The sequence below is a fragment of the Paraburkholderia bonniea genome, from assembly GCF_009455625.1.
Classification (GTDB): domain Bacteria; phylum Pseudomonadota; class Gammaproteobacteria; order Burkholderiales; family Burkholderiaceae; genus Paraburkholderia; species Paraburkholderia bonniea.
Genome location: NZ_QPEQ01000001.1, coordinates 1,232,932 through 1,251,256, shown reverse-complemented (window position 1 = coordinate 1,251,256; position 18,325 = coordinate 1,232,932). Strand labels below are relative to the sequence as shown.

14 protein-coding genes, 1 pseudogene and 1 riboswitch are annotated in these 18,325 nt (G+C 55.0%); of the genes and pseudogenes, 7 read left to right on the top strand and 8 right to left on the bottom strand.

Features of this window, described 5'->3' with window-relative positions:
- Nucleotides 1-228: 228 nt before the first annotated feature.
- The gene (locus tag GH656_RS05445; protein ID WP_153074935.1) at nucleotides 229-1,428 is read left to right on the top strand and encodes an amino acid aminotransferase; all 1,200 of its coding nucleotides are present in this window, start codon (nucleotides 229-231) and stop codon (nucleotides 1,426-1,428) included.
- A gap of 164 nt (nucleotides 1,429-1,592) precedes the next feature.
- Here GH656_RS05445 and GH656_RS05440 read toward each other — a convergent pair whose 3' ends face one another.
- Nucleotides 1,593-2,840: a DUF3734 domain-containing protein gene (locus GH656_RS05440; RefSeq protein ID WP_153074934.1), complete on the bottom strand. Its 1,248-nt coding sequence runs from the start codon at nucleotides 2,838-2,840 to the stop codon at nucleotides 1,593-1,595.
- A 15-nt stretch (nucleotides 2,841-2,855) separates the two neighbouring features.
- Nucleotides 2,856-3,653 (bottom strand): 3-hydroxybutyrate dehydrogenase, encoded by a 798-nt coding sequence (locus GH656_RS05435; RefSeq protein ID WP_153074933.1) that lies wholly within the window; start codon nucleotides 3,651-3,653, stop codon nucleotides 2,856-2,858.
- Nucleotides 3,654-3,963: 310 nt separating this feature from the next.
- Between GH656_RS05435 and GH656_RS05430 the strand changes: the two genes are divergently transcribed.
- Complete coding sequence (locus GH656_RS05430) at nucleotides 3,964-4,809, top strand: 23S rRNA (adenine(2030)-N(6))-methyltransferase RlmJ (protein ID WP_153074932.1); 846 nt, start codon at nucleotides 3,964-3,966, stop codon at nucleotides 4,807-4,809.
- A 186-nt stretch (nucleotides 4,810-4,995) separates the two neighbouring features.
- Here GH656_RS05430 and GH656_RS05425 read toward each other — a convergent pair whose 3' ends face one another.
- Complete coding sequence (locus GH656_RS05425) at nucleotides 4,996-6,672, bottom strand: glycosyl hydrolase family 28-related protein (protein ID WP_153074931.1); 1,677 nt, start codon at nucleotides 6,670-6,672, stop codon at nucleotides 4,996-4,998.
- A 320-nt stretch (nucleotides 6,673-6,992) separates the two neighbouring features.
- Here GH656_RS05425 and GH656_RS05420 point away from each other — a divergent pair.
- Nucleotides 6,993-7,798 (top strand): annotated as a pseudogene (locus tag GH656_RS05420) (IS3 family transposase); the annotation flags it as partial.
- 7 nt (nucleotides 7,799-7,805) lie between these two features.
- Nucleotides 7,806-8,060 (top strand): integrase core domain-containing protein, encoded by a 255-nt coding sequence (locus GH656_RS18260; RefSeq protein WP_425495848.1) that lies wholly within the window; start codon nucleotides 7,806-7,808, stop codon nucleotides 8,058-8,060.
- Nucleotides 8,061-8,379: 319 nt separating this feature from the next.
- Here GH656_RS18260 and GH656_RS05415 read toward each other — a convergent pair whose 3' ends face one another.
- Nucleotides 8,380-9,057, bottom strand: coding sequence for a site-specific integrase (locus GH656_RS05415; RefSeq protein WP_246184213.1), 678 nt, complete (start codon nucleotides 9,055-9,057; stop codon nucleotides 8,380-8,382).
- A 577-nt stretch (nucleotides 9,058-9,634) separates the two neighbouring features.
- Here GH656_RS05415 and GH656_RS05410 point away from each other — a divergent pair.
- Nucleotides 9,635-9,805, top strand: a complete 171-nt coding sequence (locus tag GH656_RS05410; protein ID WP_246184212.1) for a type II toxin-antitoxin system HicA family toxin — start codon at nucleotides 9,635-9,637, stop codon at nucleotides 9,803-9,805.
- Between the two features lie 19 nt (nucleotides 9,806-9,824).
- The gene (locus tag GH656_RS18210) at nucleotides 9,825-10,064 is read left to right on the top strand and encodes a type II toxin-antitoxin system HicB family antitoxin (protein WP_343039007.1); all 240 of its coding nucleotides are present in this window, start codon (nucleotides 9,825-9,827) and stop codon (nucleotides 10,062-10,064) included.
- Nucleotides 10,065-10,708: 644 nt separating this feature from the next.
- On the opposite strand, the gene GH656_RS05400 is transcribed toward GH656_RS18210, so the two are convergent.
- The 3 genes from GH656_RS05400 to GH656_RS05390 form a co-directional block, all read right to left on the bottom strand.
- Nucleotides 10,709-11,872, bottom strand: a complete 1,164-nt coding sequence (locus GH656_RS05400) for a hypothetical protein (RefSeq protein WP_153074930.1) — start codon at nucleotides 11,870-11,872, stop codon at nucleotides 10,709-10,711.
- 75 nt (nucleotides 11,873-11,947) lie between these two features.
- Nucleotides 11,948-12,535, bottom strand: a complete 588-nt coding sequence (locus GH656_RS05395; protein WP_153074929.1) for a leucine-rich repeat domain-containing protein — start codon at nucleotides 12,533-12,535, stop codon at nucleotides 11,948-11,950.
- A 1,299-nt stretch (nucleotides 12,536-13,834) separates the two neighbouring features.
- Nucleotides 13,835-14,554 carry a DUF2569 family protein gene (locus GH656_RS05390; protein WP_153074928.1) on the bottom strand — a complete coding sequence of 240 codons (720 nt, stop codon included), beginning with the start codon at nucleotides 14,552-14,554 and terminating at the stop codon, nucleotides 13,835-13,837.
- A 40-nt stretch (nucleotides 14,555-14,594) separates the two neighbouring features.
- On the opposite strand from GH656_RS05390, the gene GH656_RS05385 reads away from it, so the two are divergent.
- Complete coding sequence (locus GH656_RS05385) at nucleotides 14,595-16,625, top strand: NADPH-dependent 2,4-dienoyl-CoA reductase (RefSeq protein ID WP_153074927.1); 2,031 nt, start codon at nucleotides 14,595-14,597, stop codon at nucleotides 16,623-16,625.
- A 122-nt stretch (nucleotides 16,626-16,747) separates the two neighbouring features.
- Here GH656_RS05385 and GH656_RS05380 read toward each other — a convergent pair whose 3' ends face one another.
- Nucleotides 16,748-17,665 carry an EamA family transporter gene (locus tag GH656_RS05380; protein ID WP_153074926.1) on the bottom strand — a complete coding sequence of 306 codons (918 nt, stop codon included), beginning with the start codon at nucleotides 17,663-17,665 and terminating at the stop codon, nucleotides 16,748-16,750.
- A gap of 473 nt (nucleotides 17,666-18,138) precedes the next feature.
- A riboswitch (TPP riboswitch) is annotated at nucleotides 18,139-18,257 on the top strand.
- The last annotated feature ends 68 nt before the right edge of the window (nucleotides 18,258-18,325 follow it).

Below are 18,325 nucleotides of genomic sequence, written 5' to 3'. Positions count from 1 at the left end.
AGCGCCCTGAAAATCGGAACCTGATATGCCGTGGAGAGGATTAAAAAGTCGCGAGTGGATAACGCATGCAGCGAAATATTTAACCGGGATTCGCTACAATGCTGCGCTGCACTCCACGCGTCGCCTCCATCCGCTTTTCCATGCTCCGCACCTTTCACAGAAATCAGGCATGGTGCGCCGGACGGTCGCACTGGAACCCCCTCTTCTTTCCACTACTGCCGAACCATCATGTCCCTTTTTTCCGCCATCGAACTTGCCCCCCGCGACCCAATCCTGGGTCTCAATGAAGCCTTCAACGCCGATACCCGCACGACCAAAGTGAATCTGGGAGTAGGTGTCTATACCAACGAAGAAGGCAAGATTCCGTTGCTGCGCGCCGTGCGCGAGGCGGAAAAAGCCCGGGTTGAAGCGGCACTGCCGCGCGGCTATCTGCCTATCGAAGGCATCGCAGCCTACGATGCCGCAGTGCAAAAACTGCTGCTGGGCAACGACTCCCCCCTGCTGGCGGCCGGGCAAGTTGTCACCGCCCAGGCGATAGGCGGCACCGGTGCGCTAAAAATCGGTGCCGATTTCCTCAAGCGCGTGAACCCCAATGTCAAAGTCGCCATCAGCGATCCAAGCTGGGAAAATCATCGCGCGCTGTTCGAAGGAGCAGGCTTCGAAGTCGTTGCCTATCCTTACTACGACGCAAAAACAAGCGGCGTCAATTTCGACGCCATGCTCGACGCACTGAACAGCTACGCTGCCGGCACGATCGTGGTGTTGCATGCCTGCTGCCACAACCCAACAGGCGTCGATCTTTCGGCCGAACAGTGGCAACAGGTCGTCGCCGTGGTCAAGGCACGCCAGTTGGTGCCCTTCCTCGATATCGCCTATCAGGGCTTTGGCGAAAACGTCGAAGCGGACGCCGCCGCGGTACGCCTCTTCGCCGCGTCCGGCCTGAATGCCTTTATCTCGTCTTCGTTTTCGAAATCGTTCTCGCTCTATGGCGAGCGCGTTGGTGCGCTGTCAATCATCACAGGCAGCAAAGAAGAAACCGCCCGGGTGCTATCGCAACTCAAACGAGTGATCCGCACGAACTACTCCAACCCGCCAACCCATGGCGGCTCGGTCGTCGCGGCAGTCTTGGGTTCGCCAGAACTGCGCGCGATGTGGGATGCAGAGCTTGGCGAAATGCGCGACCGGATTCGCGCGATGCGCCATGGCCTGGTGGCACGCCTGCAAGCGGCTGGCGTCGCACGTGACTTCAGCTTCGTCAACGCACAGCGCGGCATGTTCTCTTATTCAGGGCTGACAGCCGCGCAGGTAGACCGTCTGCGAGAAGAGTTCGGCATCTATGCCGTGAGCACCGGCCGGATCTGTGTCGCCGCGCTCAATACACGTAACCTGGACGTGGTGGCCAATGCCATTGCCCATGTGCTGAAGTAAAAACCATTCCGGCCAGATCCCGTCTGGCTGGATTCAAACTTCAAACGGCGCTCCGGTGAACTGAATTGCCAGCAGGCGTTGGACATCAATCCAACGCCTGCTGGCAATTTGAAACACCCGGGTGCCGTTTACTTAACTGCTGCTGTTGAGGCGAACGCTCGAACTCAGCGGCTATCCCGGTGGATATCATGCGTTACAAAACCCGCATCGTTATCCGGTAACGCGAGCCATCCAGGCTGAGCCAACGACTGGCGAATATCATCCAGACCACTTTGCCAATGCGCGCGCATCGTCGACAGGCCGAACTGATAATCCTTGTAATGCCCTTCGTATTCCTTGTGCCGGTAAATCAGATGGATCACGTTATAACGTTTCGCACTCGATAGCTCTTCTGCCAGCTTGCACCAAGGATCATCTCGGGATTCGGGCGCAACGCGCTCAAGCACTTCACGCAACACATGACGAAAACGCTGCGAGCGTTGCAGCATGTCCGTCACCAGCCGCGTGCGGCTGGAAAACTGAATGTCTTTGGTGCGTCCCTGAACATCCACGAGATTGTCCGGAACCGGCCCGCGTGCGCTCCACAAGTCAACCTGAAATGCCAGCGTGTCATGCCGGGGCGTGGTCTGTATCACCTCGTACAGCGGAGTGTTTGACATCAACCCGCCGTCCCAGTAATAGTCGCCATCAATTTCCACCGCAGCAAAACCCGGCGGCAAAGCACCTGACGCGATAAAGTGCTCGGCACGCAAACGTATGTTCCGGTTATCGAAGTAAGCAAAATTACCCGTGCCCACGTTAACCGCGCCAACCGATACCCGGACTGCACCAGCATTGATCCGGTCGAAATCGCACAAACGCTCAAGCGTTGCTTTAAGCGGCGTCGTGTCGTAATAGCTCGCCTGATCGGGCGCGCCTGAAAGCGTCGGAATGACAGGTGGAAACCGCGGGACAAAAAAACCGTTTTGCCCTTCGATCATGGCACCCATCGCCTGCATGACCGTTAAACCCTTGCGAATCGCATCAGTGGAATCGAACAGCGTGTGCTCGATAAACCCGGGCAACGGCAAGCTATAAGCGGGCTGGCAGATGGTTTCCCAGAATTCGCGCAGCCGCGCAACACGAAGCTCAGGGGCATTGCCGGCAATGATCGCGGTATTGAGCGCGCCAATCGAAATTCCGGCAAGCCAGTCAGGTTCAATCCCAGCCTCGCTCAAGCCTTGATAAACCCCAGCCTGATAGGCTCCGAGCGCGCCGCCGCCCTGCAGCATCAACGCAATCGTTTCGTACTGCGGCAATTCGATGCGGCCCGGGCCATGCACCGCCGCACCAGTACTGCCAGCACGTCCACCGCCATCGCCTCCATCACTCCCGCCGCTGGTCCGGGCACGCCTGACATTACGTTGCGCCATGCTTTCTCTCCCGGGTTACTGCATATACCAGCCATGGCTGACGACGAATGACTGGCCGGTCAGCGCTGCGCTTGGGAAGGCGGACAGGAACAGGACCGTTTGCGCAACATCTTCGACCGTCGTGAAAACGCCATCGACCGTGTTGCCCAGCATGACGCGGCTAATCACCTCTTCTTCGCTGATGCCTAATTCTTGCGCCTGCTCCGGGATTTGCTTATCAACCAGTGGCGTACGCACAAATCCTGGGCAGACAACATGCGAGCGCACGTTGTGTTTAGCGCCCTCTTTGGCCAGCACGCGCGCCAGGCCCAGCAACGCATGCTTGGCCGTGACATACGCGGACTTCAATGGCGATGCCTCATGCGAATGCACTGAGCCCATATAGATCACCACGCCACCACGATCATCCTTGTACATATGCTTGAGCGCTGCTTTGGTCGTCAGAAAAGCACCGTCGACGTGAATCGCCTGCATTTTTTTCCAGTCTGAGAACGCGTAGTTTTCGATCGGGTTGACGATCTGGATACCGGCATTGGAAATCAGGATGTCGATTGAACCGAATTCAGCCGCTACCGCATCAATGCCCTGGGTAACCGCATTTTCGCTAGTGACATCCATTGCAACCCCCAGCGCTCGGCCCCCTGCCTGCCGGATCTCATCAGCAACGGCATTCGCACCAGCGAGGTTCAGATCAGCAATGGCGACTGCCGCACCCGCTTGCGACAAGGTCAAGGCGATCTGCTTGCCAATGCCGCTCGCCGCGCCAGTTACAACCGCCACCTTGCCCTTCAAGCTGGTATTGAGTGATGTCATCGTAAATCTCCGTGCAGTAAAGAAGCTATCAAACCTCATCGCGCCATTTCGTGAAACTAGCCAGAAGAACTAGACCATCTGGCCGAATGCCGCACCTAAATTTGCGCTGCTATTGTGCATGAAGCTCGTGTGCAACGCGTTCGACTCACCGCTTTACGCCCCCAGCATGGCTTGACGCGGCATTACCAGGCATTGCCTGGCGAGAAACCCCCGCAGCGCGTCGCGTACAATACGCCACGCGTTGCACGGCACGCGCGATGATTTTCGAACTCCGGCTATCCCCGCCCCTAATCCTGCCTCGCCATTTCACATGCTCAGCTATCGCCACGCCTTTCACGCCGGTAATCATGCCGACGTCCTGAAACACGCCGTCCTCGTGCAATTGCTGGACTACCTTCGACAAAAAGACAAAAGCTACTGGTACATCGACACCCACGCGGGCGCGGGCGTTTACTCGCTGCAGGAAGGCTACGCCACCAAAACCAGCGAATTCGAAAGCGGCATCGCCAAGCTCTGGAGCCGCACTGATCTGCCCGCTCCGCTCGCCGCCTATGTTGATGAAATCGCAGCACTCAACCCTGATGGACAACTACGCTATTACCCCGGTTCGCCCTATCTGGCATGGCGCTTGATGCGCGAGCAAGACCGGATGCGCCTGTTCGAGATGCACACCACCGAAATCGACGTGCTCCGACATAATTTTCGTGACGCCGGGCGACGCGCGATGCTCTATGACGGCGATGGATTTGAGGGCATCAAAGCGCTCCTGCCCCCGCCACCACGCCGGGCGCTAGTGCTGATCGACCCTTCATACGAAGACAAACGCGATTACACCCGCACACTGCATTGCCTCGAAGAATGTTTGAGCCGGTTTGCAACCGGCACCTATGCCGTTTGGTACCCGCAGGTCACACGCCTCGAATCGCAGCGTTTTCCTGACCAGTTAAAACGTCTGCAAAGCAAAAACTGGCTGCACGTGTCGCTAACTGTCAGCCGCCCGCCAAGCGGCGGCTTCGGTCTGTTTGGCAGCGGCATGTTCATTCTGAACCCACCGTACACGCTCGCTGCCGCGCTCAAAGCGACAATGCCTTGGCTAGTCAAAACACTGGGCCAGGATCAAGACGCCCAGTTCCAGCTCGAATATCGCGGAGACTAAACCGGGCAGTACTGGCCGGCTGCCTGCTGCACACCAAAACAAAACGGCGAACCGCCATTAAGCGGTTCGCCGTTTTGTTTCATCTACAGGTGTTTAGCTGCTTTAGTTTTTACCGCGCTTGATTGAAACGTGATTGAAGCGTTCTGCCGGGCCGCCGTCCAAGACACCGACGGCGGCCCGGGCCGGTTATGGCGTAAGCGAATACTGAGGCGGCTTGTCGAAGAAATTGAACTGATCAGCATCGGCCGGTAATGCCGGCATTGAAGGTAACGGTGTCTGGCCGAAGTTACTTTGCAACACGAGCGGTTTCCCAGCGGTGGTCTTGTTATCGCTGGCATAAACCGTAGAAAGGTCCATGTTCAGAAAGGAAATCAGCGCGCCATCCACGCCGGGAATATCAAACCGGTTCTGGGCAAACACGATGTTCTCCGCGCCATTTGCCAGCTTTCCAGCATGGTGCGGGCCCCATGGCGTTTCGTCGAAATACTCCTGCATGTTAAAACCCGCCTGCCATTTGCCAAGATTTGTCCGGCCGCGATAATAGTTATTCAGCACATAAAAATCTTTTAGATACATGAAAGACAAACCTGGAAACACGTGCATTAATAGACCCGTGTCGTCAAAAGTGTTAGCAGCCAGCACCACGTCTTCGCCATTCTTGAATTTGACGCCACCGCCCGAATCATTCGGCCAGCCGTGAAAGAAATTACCCACGATACGCAAATGCTTCGAGGTTTTCGCGTAAATCACGTGATCGGCCGTGCAATTCGTCTTGTCATTATTTCCAAGAATGACGTTGTTCAAAATCTGGGAATCGAGATTATCCGAATACAGGTTAATGCCGGTTAAAAAGCATCCCTGTGTCGCGTTTTCTGGAAAACGTGCAAGCTGGGGAGCGGCCTTAGTCACCAGTGCAGCTAATGCCGGCGGCAATTGCGGCAGCAAATGAGCACGTGCAGCGGCACCATCAGGTAGACCAAAAAGATTGGCCTCGATCAGCGCCTTCCTGGTCTGATAACCCGTCACGCCCCGTCCCTGCAGGTTACGCAAGAAAAGATTGCCGCGAACCACGGCTTGCGTCACACCAGAACCCAGCGAGATATGCGGGGTATCAACTTTTTTGGTACCAAAGAAAATGTTGCGCTCGAAAACCTGATTAGTTTGATTGCCAATTACACCAACCTGGATATTTTCAAAACCCATGTCCTGAATAAGCAGATTAGAGGTTTTATCTCCCCAGGCGGTCGCACCCAGCACAACCGGTGTATCGGTTGTGCCACGGAGCAGCGAAAGTTGCGCAGGATTACCCATAATCGTGACGTTTTCGACCAGTGGCATCCGGGTAGCCACGCAGTACTCGCCATGCGGGAAATACAAAGGCTTGCGCTGACTGGCGGCCAGCGCAATCGCCGCAGTAATCGCTGGACCATCATCAACCTTGCAATCGCCCTTTGCGCCAAGATCCCGGACATTCAGCGCCCCGGCAGGACCCCGGTCAGGCAATGGTTTGAGGATGATGCCGATGCCCGGCGTAACAACTGGCGGGACCGGTGGATCAGGCGTAACCGGTGGCTCCGGTGTCACAGGCTTGAGGGGTTTTAGGTGCAGGTTGATCGCAGGAATGCTTGTGTTGTCCGGCAAAACGATATGGCCGTGTGGTTCACGGCCATCGTCGATCTCCGGTGACGTCGGAACATCAGGCACAGGAGCGGGGCCAGGACCCTGGCCCGGAGGAGCAGTAACCAGACTCTCGAACGGCGTGCTGTCGCCGCCACAACCGGCCAACAGTGCAAACAGTCCGGCCACTAGTGCGGCTCTAGCACGCCTGGGCGTTAAATGTGATTCACAAGCAAAAACTGGCATGGCGATGGTCTATGAAAATTTGACAGGCAAAACCCCGACCATGCGCAGCAGTTTAATTGGGCAAATTCGGGGAAAGCAACCACTGGCCGATGAGCATTGGCTCGCTCCGGTCCAGATTATGGGTGGCTATTCTGAATGTGAGCCATGACCCTCCTATATAGGAATAGTCCCAAAACATTAGGAAAAATCTTATTAATTAGGGCTCGGACACTCATCCAGAAAATCACCAATTGGGTTGGGGTGGGGTGACCTCGTGACTTGCCCTGGAATTTTCGGACCAGCTGAAACTTGAGAGATGGCTTCCAACGGAGAAGGGAGTCATGAAAAAGAGCCGGTTTAGCGACGAGCAGAGGGTCACGATTCTGCGTGAGGCAGACAAGTCGCCAGTCGCCGAGGTCGCAAAGAAGCACGGAATCAGCGAGCAGACGATCTACAACTGGCGGTAGCATTTCGGCGCTCTGGAGACGGCCGATGTGAAGCGGCTCAAGCAACTCGAGCAGGAGAACGCGCGGCTGAAGAAGATGGTGGCGGAGCGGGATCTCGAACTGGACGTGATGAAAGAGATCAACGCAAAAAAGTGGTGAGCGCGCCGGCGCGTCGCCAGCAGGTTGCCTATGCAAAGTCACGGGGCCTGTCGGAACGACGTGCGTGCGCGCGGATGTCCGTCGCGCGATCAGCGTTGCGCTACGAATCGAAGCTTGTTGAGCGGGACGCGCCTGTGCTCGCGGCCATGGGCATCCTGTCGGCGCAATATCCGCGCTATGGTTAGCGCCGCATTCAGATCTTTCTGGGGCGCCAGGGTCACGAGATGAGTGCGGACCGGGCGTGGCGACTGTGGCGTCTTGCTGGCCTGCAGGTGCGGCGCAAGCGTTCGCGCAGGCGCGTTTCGGTTCGTCGCCCCCGTCCACGGCCGGCGACGGCTGCCCGGCATGTCTGGGCGTATGACTTCGTATTCGATGCCTGCGCGAACGGCCAGCAATTGAAGTGTCTGACGGTGATCGACGAGTACACGCGTGAGAGCCTGGCGCTTGACGTTGCAGGATCAATCCGCTCGAAGCGCGTCATCGAAGTGCTCTCGCAACTGATCAGTGTTCACGGTGCGCCACGCTATCTACGTTCAGACAACGTTCTAAATGCAAGCGGAATGTACAGCGCAAGGTAAAGCGTATCCGCGCGCACGCCGGGGTGCGGTGCGCGACGATTCAAAGAACGAACTACATCCAGCCAGTGGTTTCCGCAGCCGTGCGGAGGCAAAGGTCGTGATCGAACAGTGGCGGTGCCACTCCAATGCGATCCGGCCGCATTCAAGTCTGGCGTACCTGACGCCCGACGAGTTCAAGCAGCGGCATTGTTCAACTGAAGCAACCAAGGCCGTTCTCCAAGATTGAAATGGCCCGAAGAAATCAGGCAGGTCAGACACAATCGCTGTCATATTTCAGCAGCCGTGGAACGATCTACATGTCTGCGTTACAAAGGTAACGTCAATTTAGTCTGGATTTCAGGACTCTTTAAAACAAGCGAGTAAATTATGCTTCCAATAAATAATAGCGGTTCTGTTAACAATCAACGAAACGCCGACATCGGACGCCGTATTTTGACCTGCTTCGTGCTCGGAGAAAGTGGATACATGCTAGAGATGGCAGGTAAGCACGCGGCGTTAGTTGCTCCTTCTGTCGGACGAGCTATGACGGTTGGGAGCATTTTCATTTATCTCGCTACAGCGGCTTGGTTCGGTAAAATTACTTGGGACGCGTTGATTGCCCCAGCACATGGAAGAAGGGCGACAGCGAACCAAGTTTGAATCTGATAGGGTGCTCTTGGGGATGCTGCTAATCGCGAGGGAGATGTGGTTCTTTGCAGCATGTCGATAGCATTTGTATAAAACTTGCATTTGCTCTCTTTTGGGCAGATGCAAGTTGCGTTTGCGGCAGCTCTCATCGCTGTCTTAAGCGCGAAAACGAACATTAATCCGATTCGGGCAGATTTTGTTTTCGGCGTTTCATCGTGCCGATAGCCGAGCTGACTCAGAATCAGATCGCGCTCGTCATCGGATATCCGTCGCTTTCCTGGCTGCGGCTCAGTCGGTCTGCGCATGCTCGTAAAGGGACTTTCTCGCGCCCACTTCCATTCATCACGCGCGATCGTAAAAACGTGTGAATACAGATTTATTTCCCGGAGCACCGTAGCCGAGCCGACCGGTGCCCTCTTCTTCTCCGCATCACCAGCGAGCCGAGCATCACGCCACCGGCCCATCTGTTCCGCAGTCACTTCGGACAGAGGCATTACAGCCAGATCGGAAAAATCGCGGATGAACGCCGCGAAACGGATTGCCTCCCATCGAGCGCTTTTTTTGGTCGGCGACACACGCTTTTCGTACTCGCGCATTGCGTCAGCTACCGTCTGAACGGTTCCCTAGCTGATAGCACCGATATTAATTTCGTGCTCTTTGCGGGTCGCCCAGACTACAGCGTCTGCCTTGCTTTTGAAGGTCTCAGCAAGATACACACCCTTGCGACGGATCTGCACACGCCACCCGCCGCTCCGTTTCACATACGTCGCCATCGAAACACCTTTCACCTTTGGTGCAAATTTGGTGCACCCAAGTGCAAATCTTCAAGTAAATTGGTGTAGATATTGATGGAAAGCGACGGGGCTGTAAAGCCCGTAAATACTTGATTTTCAATGCACTTTTGTCGAAAAAGTGAAGGAAGGTGCAAGGGGCCATAGCACCGGGGACCGGAACTATAAACTATTAATAATCAATTAGATACGGCGATCAGGTGCAAAAATGGCACGAACATCTTTAGCTCGCAGATGAGTCTGCACCTTACCTGCGATTGAAGTCTGCACACGCCTTACGGTTCGACTCCCGACATCACGAGCATCTGCGCACGATGTTCACTCGAAGCAGGGAACACCAAAACCTTCCCGAGCATAAACAATATTGTTTGCAATTGAAGCCATGAACAGCAAAGAATTTAAACGGTGGCTGACGCAGCAAGGCGCAACGTTCGGCACGATGAAAGGCTCCCACCTCAAGGTTTACCTGGATGGCAAGCAGTCGATCATACCGATGCACAACACCGACCTCAAAAAAGCACTGTTGAGGGCATCAAAAAGCAACTTGGCCTGAAATAATAAGCGAGGTATTTATGAAATTTCCTGTCACCCTTACCCCTGATGAAGCCGATGGCGGCTTTGTCGTAACGTTCTCCGACATTCCTGAAGCTATTACTCAAGGCGAGACCACCGAAGAAGCGCTTGCAATGGCTCAGGAAGCACTTGAAACAGCGATGGAATTCTACTTTGAGGACAAACGCGTTGTGCCCACGCCATCGAAGCCGAAGCGTGGACAACCCGTCATCGAGCTTCCTGCCAGCCTGTCAGCCTAGATTTTGTTACTCAACGAAATGGTGACGCAAAACATTCGCCCCGCTGAACTCGCGCGGAGATTGAACACCACCCCTCAGGAAGTGAACCGCCTCACAAATTGGCGGCACACCACTCGCATTGATGGAATTGCTGCGGCCCTTCAAGCAATGGGACGGCATCTTGAAATAAGCGTTGCATGAAGCACAAACCAAAAAGCCTCTCCGCATTCAGGACATAAATTGCTGAATGCCGAGGGACTATCGTCAAGCCACATAGGGATTCCGAGCACCGGGCAAGCGCCCGAGATGTTACGAAAAATACTTTTCACGAGTCGGGCCCATGGAAATCGGCGCTCTGCCGCACATCCGCTTCGCTCCTTACGCATGACTTTGCAGTGCCGGTTTGAATGTCACTTGCCGACCCTGAGCCGTCCTTCGGTTTTCACGAAAGTGGCCGTTTAACCCCAGTTACGCCAAGGATTCCAGTCATCACTGAGCCAGATCCTGATGACTCACAAATCCAGCGCAACGCCACTGCGCCGGATAAGGCTAATCGGGGGAATCATGGCTGACAGCAATGCTGCGCTCAGATAGTCTTGCCCTCCCTTACCGTCGCCATCATCTGCTCGTACCCCCTGGATAAATAGCATATTCATTATCGTGCTTTAATCAATTTTAAAAAAATCATGACCATTGTATCCAGACTCATCAAGCAGAATATCATACCCCGCTTCCTCCTTAAAATGTTTTTCAAACTCCTTCAATTTATCTCCACGAAATTCATCACGCGATGAATAATGATATCGAAATTTCAGCCTTTGTATCATTGGCATTTTATTTTTACATTCTTTACCAAAATCGATAAGGCGCGCATCCAAATCAGACACCGCACGACAACCTACTCCAGAATAATCAAATATAAGCAAATTTGGAAATTCTCCTATTCCATCTAATTTTAGATCGCGCCCATCACTATAACGAAAATGCGTTACCGACTCACTCTCAATACCCGATTTTATTTCATTAAAAACATTGGAAAAACAGGGCAACGCCAGAATCAAAAATTTTAAATTACTCATCTGCGGTATTAAATCAAGATCCCCAATATTAATCTCAGCAATACTAACATTAAGCGTTTTCAGCTTTTCAATAACAATATCAGGCGCTAAAATTTTATTCAATACCTCACCCGATTTAAAGCACATGCGCGGCAATCTAACGGAGTGAATTTGATCGACTTTTATTTTTAAAAAAACTTTACTCAGAACAGGCAGATACGACTCAGCGTCATATAGCTGTAAATCACCCACACTAATTCGACTCCGTATATCTTTCTGATCTGCGCCAAGTAAAAAATTTCCCAGCTCACTTTTCAACTCCTCTTTCTTCTCGGAAGACAACCATTTTTTATTTTCCAACGCGACACCAGGCGGCCGTCGGTTGTTATCGTATTCTCTAAAAATCTCAACTAATTTATTTTCACATTCTTTTATCTCTTTCGTAGGTGCATCAAAAATATACTTCCTCAATATTTTATTTCTCCACATTACCGAGAACCAACTAGTATTTTTTGTTGAATGGTCTTGCCCCTCCGCCTGCTTCATGTCCGTATTCGCCACCACCTTCGGCTTCGCCGGAGAAATCTGGGTTGTCATGTCAAGAGCCTTGGGCATGATTTCATCCTGACAGACCCTTTCTATGGTCGGAGGCTCTACACTCACCACACGACCCAGAGAGTCTTCCCGAGGCGTCACTCCCGGGGAGGGCAAATCAAGAAGGCTACAATTGCCTGAATTAACAGGATGCTTGATAGGAAAATTGCCTCTCATTTATTAACCTCGTTTAAGTTTTATTAAAAATGAAGCACATTTTTTAATTTTCACAACGTTTTTTCAGCGCAAAAATTATTCACCGAAAAATGAAATCCGTAAAAATTTAGCAAGATTTTTCAGCTTCACGAGATGAGAAAAGCACCCATCTCCCAGCTCGCTCACCTTCGTCAAATTAAAATTCAGAGCAACCAGATTTTTCGGCAAAAACCCTGGTACTTTAGCCAACAGATGATCACTGAGATCCAGCATGGTTAATTTCTGAAACGGCCGGCAATCAAGTTCAATCAATTGATTGCGGGACAAATTTAATTGCTGAAAATTTCTGAACCAGCTCCCCGGAGCTTTCGCAATAGAACTGCAAGCCATATTAAGTTTTACAAAATTAACTGTCAGACCAGATGGAATTTGCGCCCCCGGATTTTCGCTCAAATCAAGAGAAATCAGCCTCTCACCCCATTCGCCAGGCCATTCAGCAAGTTGACAAAAACTGATATCAAGATGCGTTATCCCGGGATATAAATGCGCAGACCAAGATGAAATTTTTGAATAATTCTCAAAAATACTCAAAATATCCCCTGGCAAATTGCTGGAAATTGAATTTAATCTACCACCATCAAATCCCGGGCCGTCCAAACAAATAATGCCATTGCCACTTTTCAACCTATCCAGCAGCGCGTCCCGGACCCGCCAAAGTTGCTCAAATGCATGTCCGCCAACTCACTCCTGAGCCATATTATAATTTTTGGCAATTTAAAAATTTTTGAATCACTTTCACTTATTCCGCCCTGATTTGAATAACGCCTAAGTTCCAATAGCACACCAATCTCGCATTGCCGCCGCCCCAAGCCAACCAAATTACGGCTCCAGCCAACTGTTTTCGCCTCCCAAATTAATTCGTCCCGCATTCGAATTACATAATTTCCGACTCGGCCTGAATATTTTATAGTCATATATACATTCACACTTAATCAAAATTAACTGGCTTTTACTTTTTTTACTCCATCTTGAGTAACGCTTCCCGCCTACTGGTTCCGCCAAGCCATAACATCCAAGCAGCGTTCGCGCTTTGCACTGCAACTACCCTCATCCGGCCTAGACGATCGCTTCAAGCTGCCGACACCGTATTCACAGATAACTACCGCTGCGACGACGGGATGCGCAAGCAACACCTGCTGTAGTTGATGGGCGATCTAAGCAGCATGGCCGTAGTTCTCACGAACCTGACATCTGATGTCGATGGGAAAAGAAACGCTTATGGCGGAACACACGGGAATCGAAACCCGGTTCACATCTGTGTTGAGCGCGGCTGGATTCGCTGCCCGGAAATCATCGCGGACGGAACGACTCACTGGTTTGACGAGCCCGTTTGACGGCTCAGAAGACCAGCAAGGCAAAAAATACCCTCTTATCCCTTCCGCTTTCCCCGGATCAACCTAGACCTCTCAGGCAACAAAAAAACCCGCGAAGCATTGCGCTATCGCGGGTTTCTGGATTGCATCGGATGGTTCTGGAATACATTTTGGTACCGGGGACCGGACTTGAACCGGCAAGCCGTTAGGCGGCGGATTTTCGTCACACTACGTCTTTCGACGCCATTCATACAAGACCTCGTGAATGTTCGTGCGCTGGACTATGCCTTCACCATCCCGACGCTGCCACGTAATACCAGCGCATCGCTTTAGGTGCCCCCCGTCTAGTCTCTACACCTTCCACATCCTGCTCGAAAAACAGCGAGGGCGGGCTTGGCTCGGTATTGCCTCGATGACGCTTGACGCGCATCAGGGGGTTCGCCGAATTTGAGGGGTTCTACTCCAGTCGTTTCCGGCTGGGCACTCAATAATTTAAGTCCGCTATGTTTACCAATTTCATCACCCCGGCAGGGCGGACGCGATTCTACCACCGTGGTGCAGGCATACCAAATGCATATCCAGCACAAAAACGACAAAAAATACTGGGAACTCAAAGCTGGTTAAAGGTACGCCTGACCTGCAGCGATGTACTGAAATACGGCACCACAAACGCCGTCAGTAACGCCACGCGGAGCAACCCGCCCACTGGCAAGGCAATCGGCACGGCAATCGCATGACTCATATACTCACCGGCCAGATACGCCAGCCACTCGAGTGCCACGAGGCTAGTCAACCATACCTGGGCATGCACCGGGAAACGTCGTGAACGCCGACACGCCAGCAGCACAAGCCAGCCCGCGCCGATCACGATAAACAAGTCGATGGCGGCGCTCATACCCACCAGCAACAGCACCACGCGATACCAGCCAGCGCTTCCAGGTTGCACAAACACTGCGAGCAACTCCCGCTCCAGCAGCAGCTTGAGCGGATCGCGTAGCTCTATGACGCTCAGCGCAATCAGCGTCACCAGCACCAGCACAGCAACGCCAGGCAAGAGCCTGCCCGCCAGGCCAGCATGTGCCACCGAAGCATGGCGTACAGCAGAATGTGGTTCCTGCTGTGCGTCCGATGAGCGTTTTGACAGCATGTCTACGTCCACTTCGACTCCCTCTTTCAATCTGCCTCTCAGTTGCTTTTCTGGATGATCCCGGCAGCCCCCCAGATAACGCACACCCAAGCGCACCATGCGCCGCAGCGGCCACCTCCCAGCACCAGCCTGGTTAGAATTTTTCTTCAGCAAATCACTTGCGATGCGCAGTGTATCGTTCATGCGCGCTCAGGCTCTATCAATATCAAATAAGGCACCCCACATGTCTTACCCGCATTTGCTGTCGGAACTCGATCTGGGGTTCACAAAGTTGCGCAATCGTGTCGTGATGGGCTCGATGCACACCGGCATGGAAGACCGTTTCTGGAACTATCCCAAACTCGCGGCCTACTTCCGCGAGCGCGCCAAAGGAGGCGTCGGGCTGATCGTCACCGGTGGTTTTTCACCTAACCGTGCCGGGTGGCTACTGCCCTTTGGCGGAACCTTGAATTCAGTGTTCGACCTGCGGCATCACCGTTTGCTCACGCGCGCGGTGCATGCTGAAGGCGGCAAAATCGCCCTGCAAATCCTGCATGCCGGACGCTATGGCTATCAGCCATTCGTGGTGTCAGCCTCGGCCATCAAAGCGCCGATTGCGAAGTTCAAACCCCGTGCGCTCACCATCGCAGGCATTGCCAAAACCGTGCAGGCCTATGCCCGTTGCGCCCATCTCGCCCAGCGGGCGGGCTATGACGGCGTCGAAATCATGGGGAGCGAAGGTTATCTGCTGACCCAGTTCTTGTGCCCGCGCACCAACCAGCGCACAGACGGCTATGGCGGTGGCATCGAGAACCGCATGCGGCTCGCCCGCGAGATCGTCGAGCAAATCCGCGCGGCTTGCGGCGAGCGTTTTATCGTGATCTTTCGCCTGTCACTGATTGATCTGGTCGAAGGCGGCAATACGTGGGACGAGACCGTACAGGTCGCTCAGGCGCTCGAACGTGCAGGCGTCACGCTGTTCAATACGGGGATCGGCTGGCATGAGGCTCGGGTGCCGACCATCGTGACTTCGGTGCCTCGTGCGGTTTTTGCGCCACTCGCCGCGCGGCTCAAGCAGGCTGTGAAGGTGCCGGTCATTGTCTCGAACCGGATCAACACTCCCGAGGTTGCTGAGGCTCTCCTCGCGCAAGGAATGGGCGACCTGGTGTCGCTCGCGCGCCCGCTGCTGGCCGATCCAGAGTTTGTGGCCAAGGCAGCGGCTGGACGCGCCCAGGAAATCAATACCTGCATCGCCTGCAACCAGGCCTGTCTCGATCACACCTTCAAGAATCTGCGGGCGACTTGCCTCGTGAATCCACGCGCGGGCCGGGAAACCGAACTGGTCTACCAGCCGCTCACCGCCCGTCAGATACCGCGCCGGATCGCGGTGGCGGGTGCTGGCCCGGCTGGACTGTCGGCGGCCACCGTGGCAGCCGCACGTGGTCATCACGTGACGCTGTTCGAAGCGAGCGCCATGCTCGGCGGACAATTCAACCTGGCCATGCGGGTGCCGGGCAAAGAGGAGTTCCGCGAAACCATCCGCTACTTCGAAAGCCAGTTGCAACGCCATCGCGTGGAGGTTCGGCTGAATACCTATGTCGACACCGCGTTACTGGCGCAGACGCGCTTTGACGATGTGATTGTCGCCACCGGCATCGTGCCGCGCCGCCTGTCGCTGGCAGGCGCTGATGGCGCGAACGTGCTGTCGTATCTCGAGGTGCTGCGTGGCGCGCCGGTAGGACGGCGTGTCGCGGTAATCGGCGCGGGTGGAATCGGTTTTGATGTGAGCGAATTTCTGCTGCATCCAGCAGGTGCCGCGCAACCCCAGTCCTGCGCGGACTGGCTCGACGAGTGGGGCGTGGACCTCACTGTGCGCGAACGCGGCGGACTAAAGCCGCCGCGCCCGGCACAACCACCCCGTGACATCTGGCTCCTGCAACGCAAGGCAGGCAAGCTCGGTGCCAACCTTGGGAAAACCTCGGGCTGGGTCCATCGCGCGACGCTGGCGCGCAATGGCGTGCGGCTGCTCGATGGCGTGACCTACCTGGAAATCGCCGCCCGCGGCCTGAAGATCCTGCACTCGGATCAGGAGCAATGGCTGGAGGTCGACACGATTGTGGTGTGCGCTGGGCAAGAGGCGCTACGCGAGCTTTATCCAGCCGCGCCGCCCGTTGACGGCCCGCGTTATCACCTGATCGGCGGCGCTGCTGTGGCAAACGAGCTTGATGCCAAACGGGCAATCCGCGAAGGAGCAGAACTCGCCGCCCGGCTATAGCAGAAAACGCCCCACCGTGAAGCACGGGGAGGCGCATCGTCAAACAATGTTGTGTTCGCCTGGATACTCGGGTGAATAGCCGGCAATGGCTAACACAGCAATCTCCGGCTGCCGGACCTCAGTCACGCTGAATCACGCCGCCGGTAATCGAACCAGAAAGACAAACCCACGCTCAGCAAAATCACGCACGTCGCAATCACTGTCGAGCGCGTCACCGGTTCACCCAGCAGCAACGCGCCTAGCGCCACCGCGATCACCGGATTCACATACATACAACTGCTGGCGATGATGGGGCTGGTGTTCTGGATCAGATAGCCATAGGCCACATAGGCCGCCATCGACCCCACCAGCATCAGGTACAAAAACGCCAGCACGGGAAGCACATGCAGATCGAGCATGCGCTCACCGGAGAGCCATGCCACCAGCGTCGCAGTCACGCCGCCAAGGCCAATTTGCAGCGCGGTGGACAAGAACAGGTCAGAAGGAAGCTTGAGCCGTCCGGCCAGAAACGCGCCTCCGGCCCAGAACAGCGCGCCACACAAGATGGCGAGGCTGCCGCCCGCAGAACCCGAGGACGCATCCCCATGACTCAAAATGCCGATGCCAACCAGACCCAGCGCCACCGCAAACCATTCCAGCCGGGCTACTTTGCGCCCCGCCAGCGCGGCGATCACGGTGACAAACAGCGGCACGGTGGCCACCATCACGGCTGTGGTCCCGGTACTAACGGTACGCATCCCATAGGCCAGCATGCCGCTCGACAGGCCAACCAGCATGGTGCCGACCAGTGCGGCATTGCGGATCTCCAGCAAGGTTGGCCAGACGGGCCGCCGGCGCATGGCAAAGACAAACAGCCCGAGGCCCGCGAACAGGTTACGCAGACCCGACATCAGTAGCGGAGGAAAGGAACCCAGCGCCACATGCACCGCCAGATAGGTTGAGCCCCACACCAGATACACCACGGCAAGCGCGAGCACGATTCGTCCGGCACGCGTCTGGGGCAAGCGCAGCGGCAGTCGGGAAGGAAAAGAGAACGCCATCGTGCTAGCTCGCACGGGCAAAAAACAGCGTATCCCCGCAAGCGGACGGAATCAGGCTGAGGGACGAGCGCCGCAGCGCGAAAGAAGCCGGAACGGCAAAACACAGGAACATGGCTGAAGAACGGGGACAGTGAGACTTTGGAGCACAAAATAAATGGCCCATGTGGGCCGCTGTGCGCTAACACCAGAATGCCTGGCTGCGCCGCTTTGCATTATGCAGGACGCCCGCACAGTCGCGTACTAACACCGTCAAAGAACATAACTGCGAAACGTAACGTCGGTCAGCCCACGGTTACACATGACACGAGGAAATCCGCCTCGCATGCACACCGCACCGCTGCACCACCATGCTGGCATGAAACGCCAGACCAGCCAGCGCTTCAGCGCTACCTTGAACCACTAGCTTGCTACCACAGCCAAACGCATCGCCAGGCGCGGTTGCCAAGCTCCGGCAAGCAGGTGTATCGTGTGCGCTGCTAACGCGGGGGTCCTGCGGCGCGTGTTGTTTGATACGGCATGCCATGTGGGTGAGAAATACCCTTTGAACCTGATCTGGATAATGCCAGCGCAGGGAAGCGTCCGGGTCTCGCCTTGTTTCAGCGCATCACGCCTGCGGCCCCGTCCTCTTCCGTTCCGCCTCCTGCTTAGCCCCCACACAAA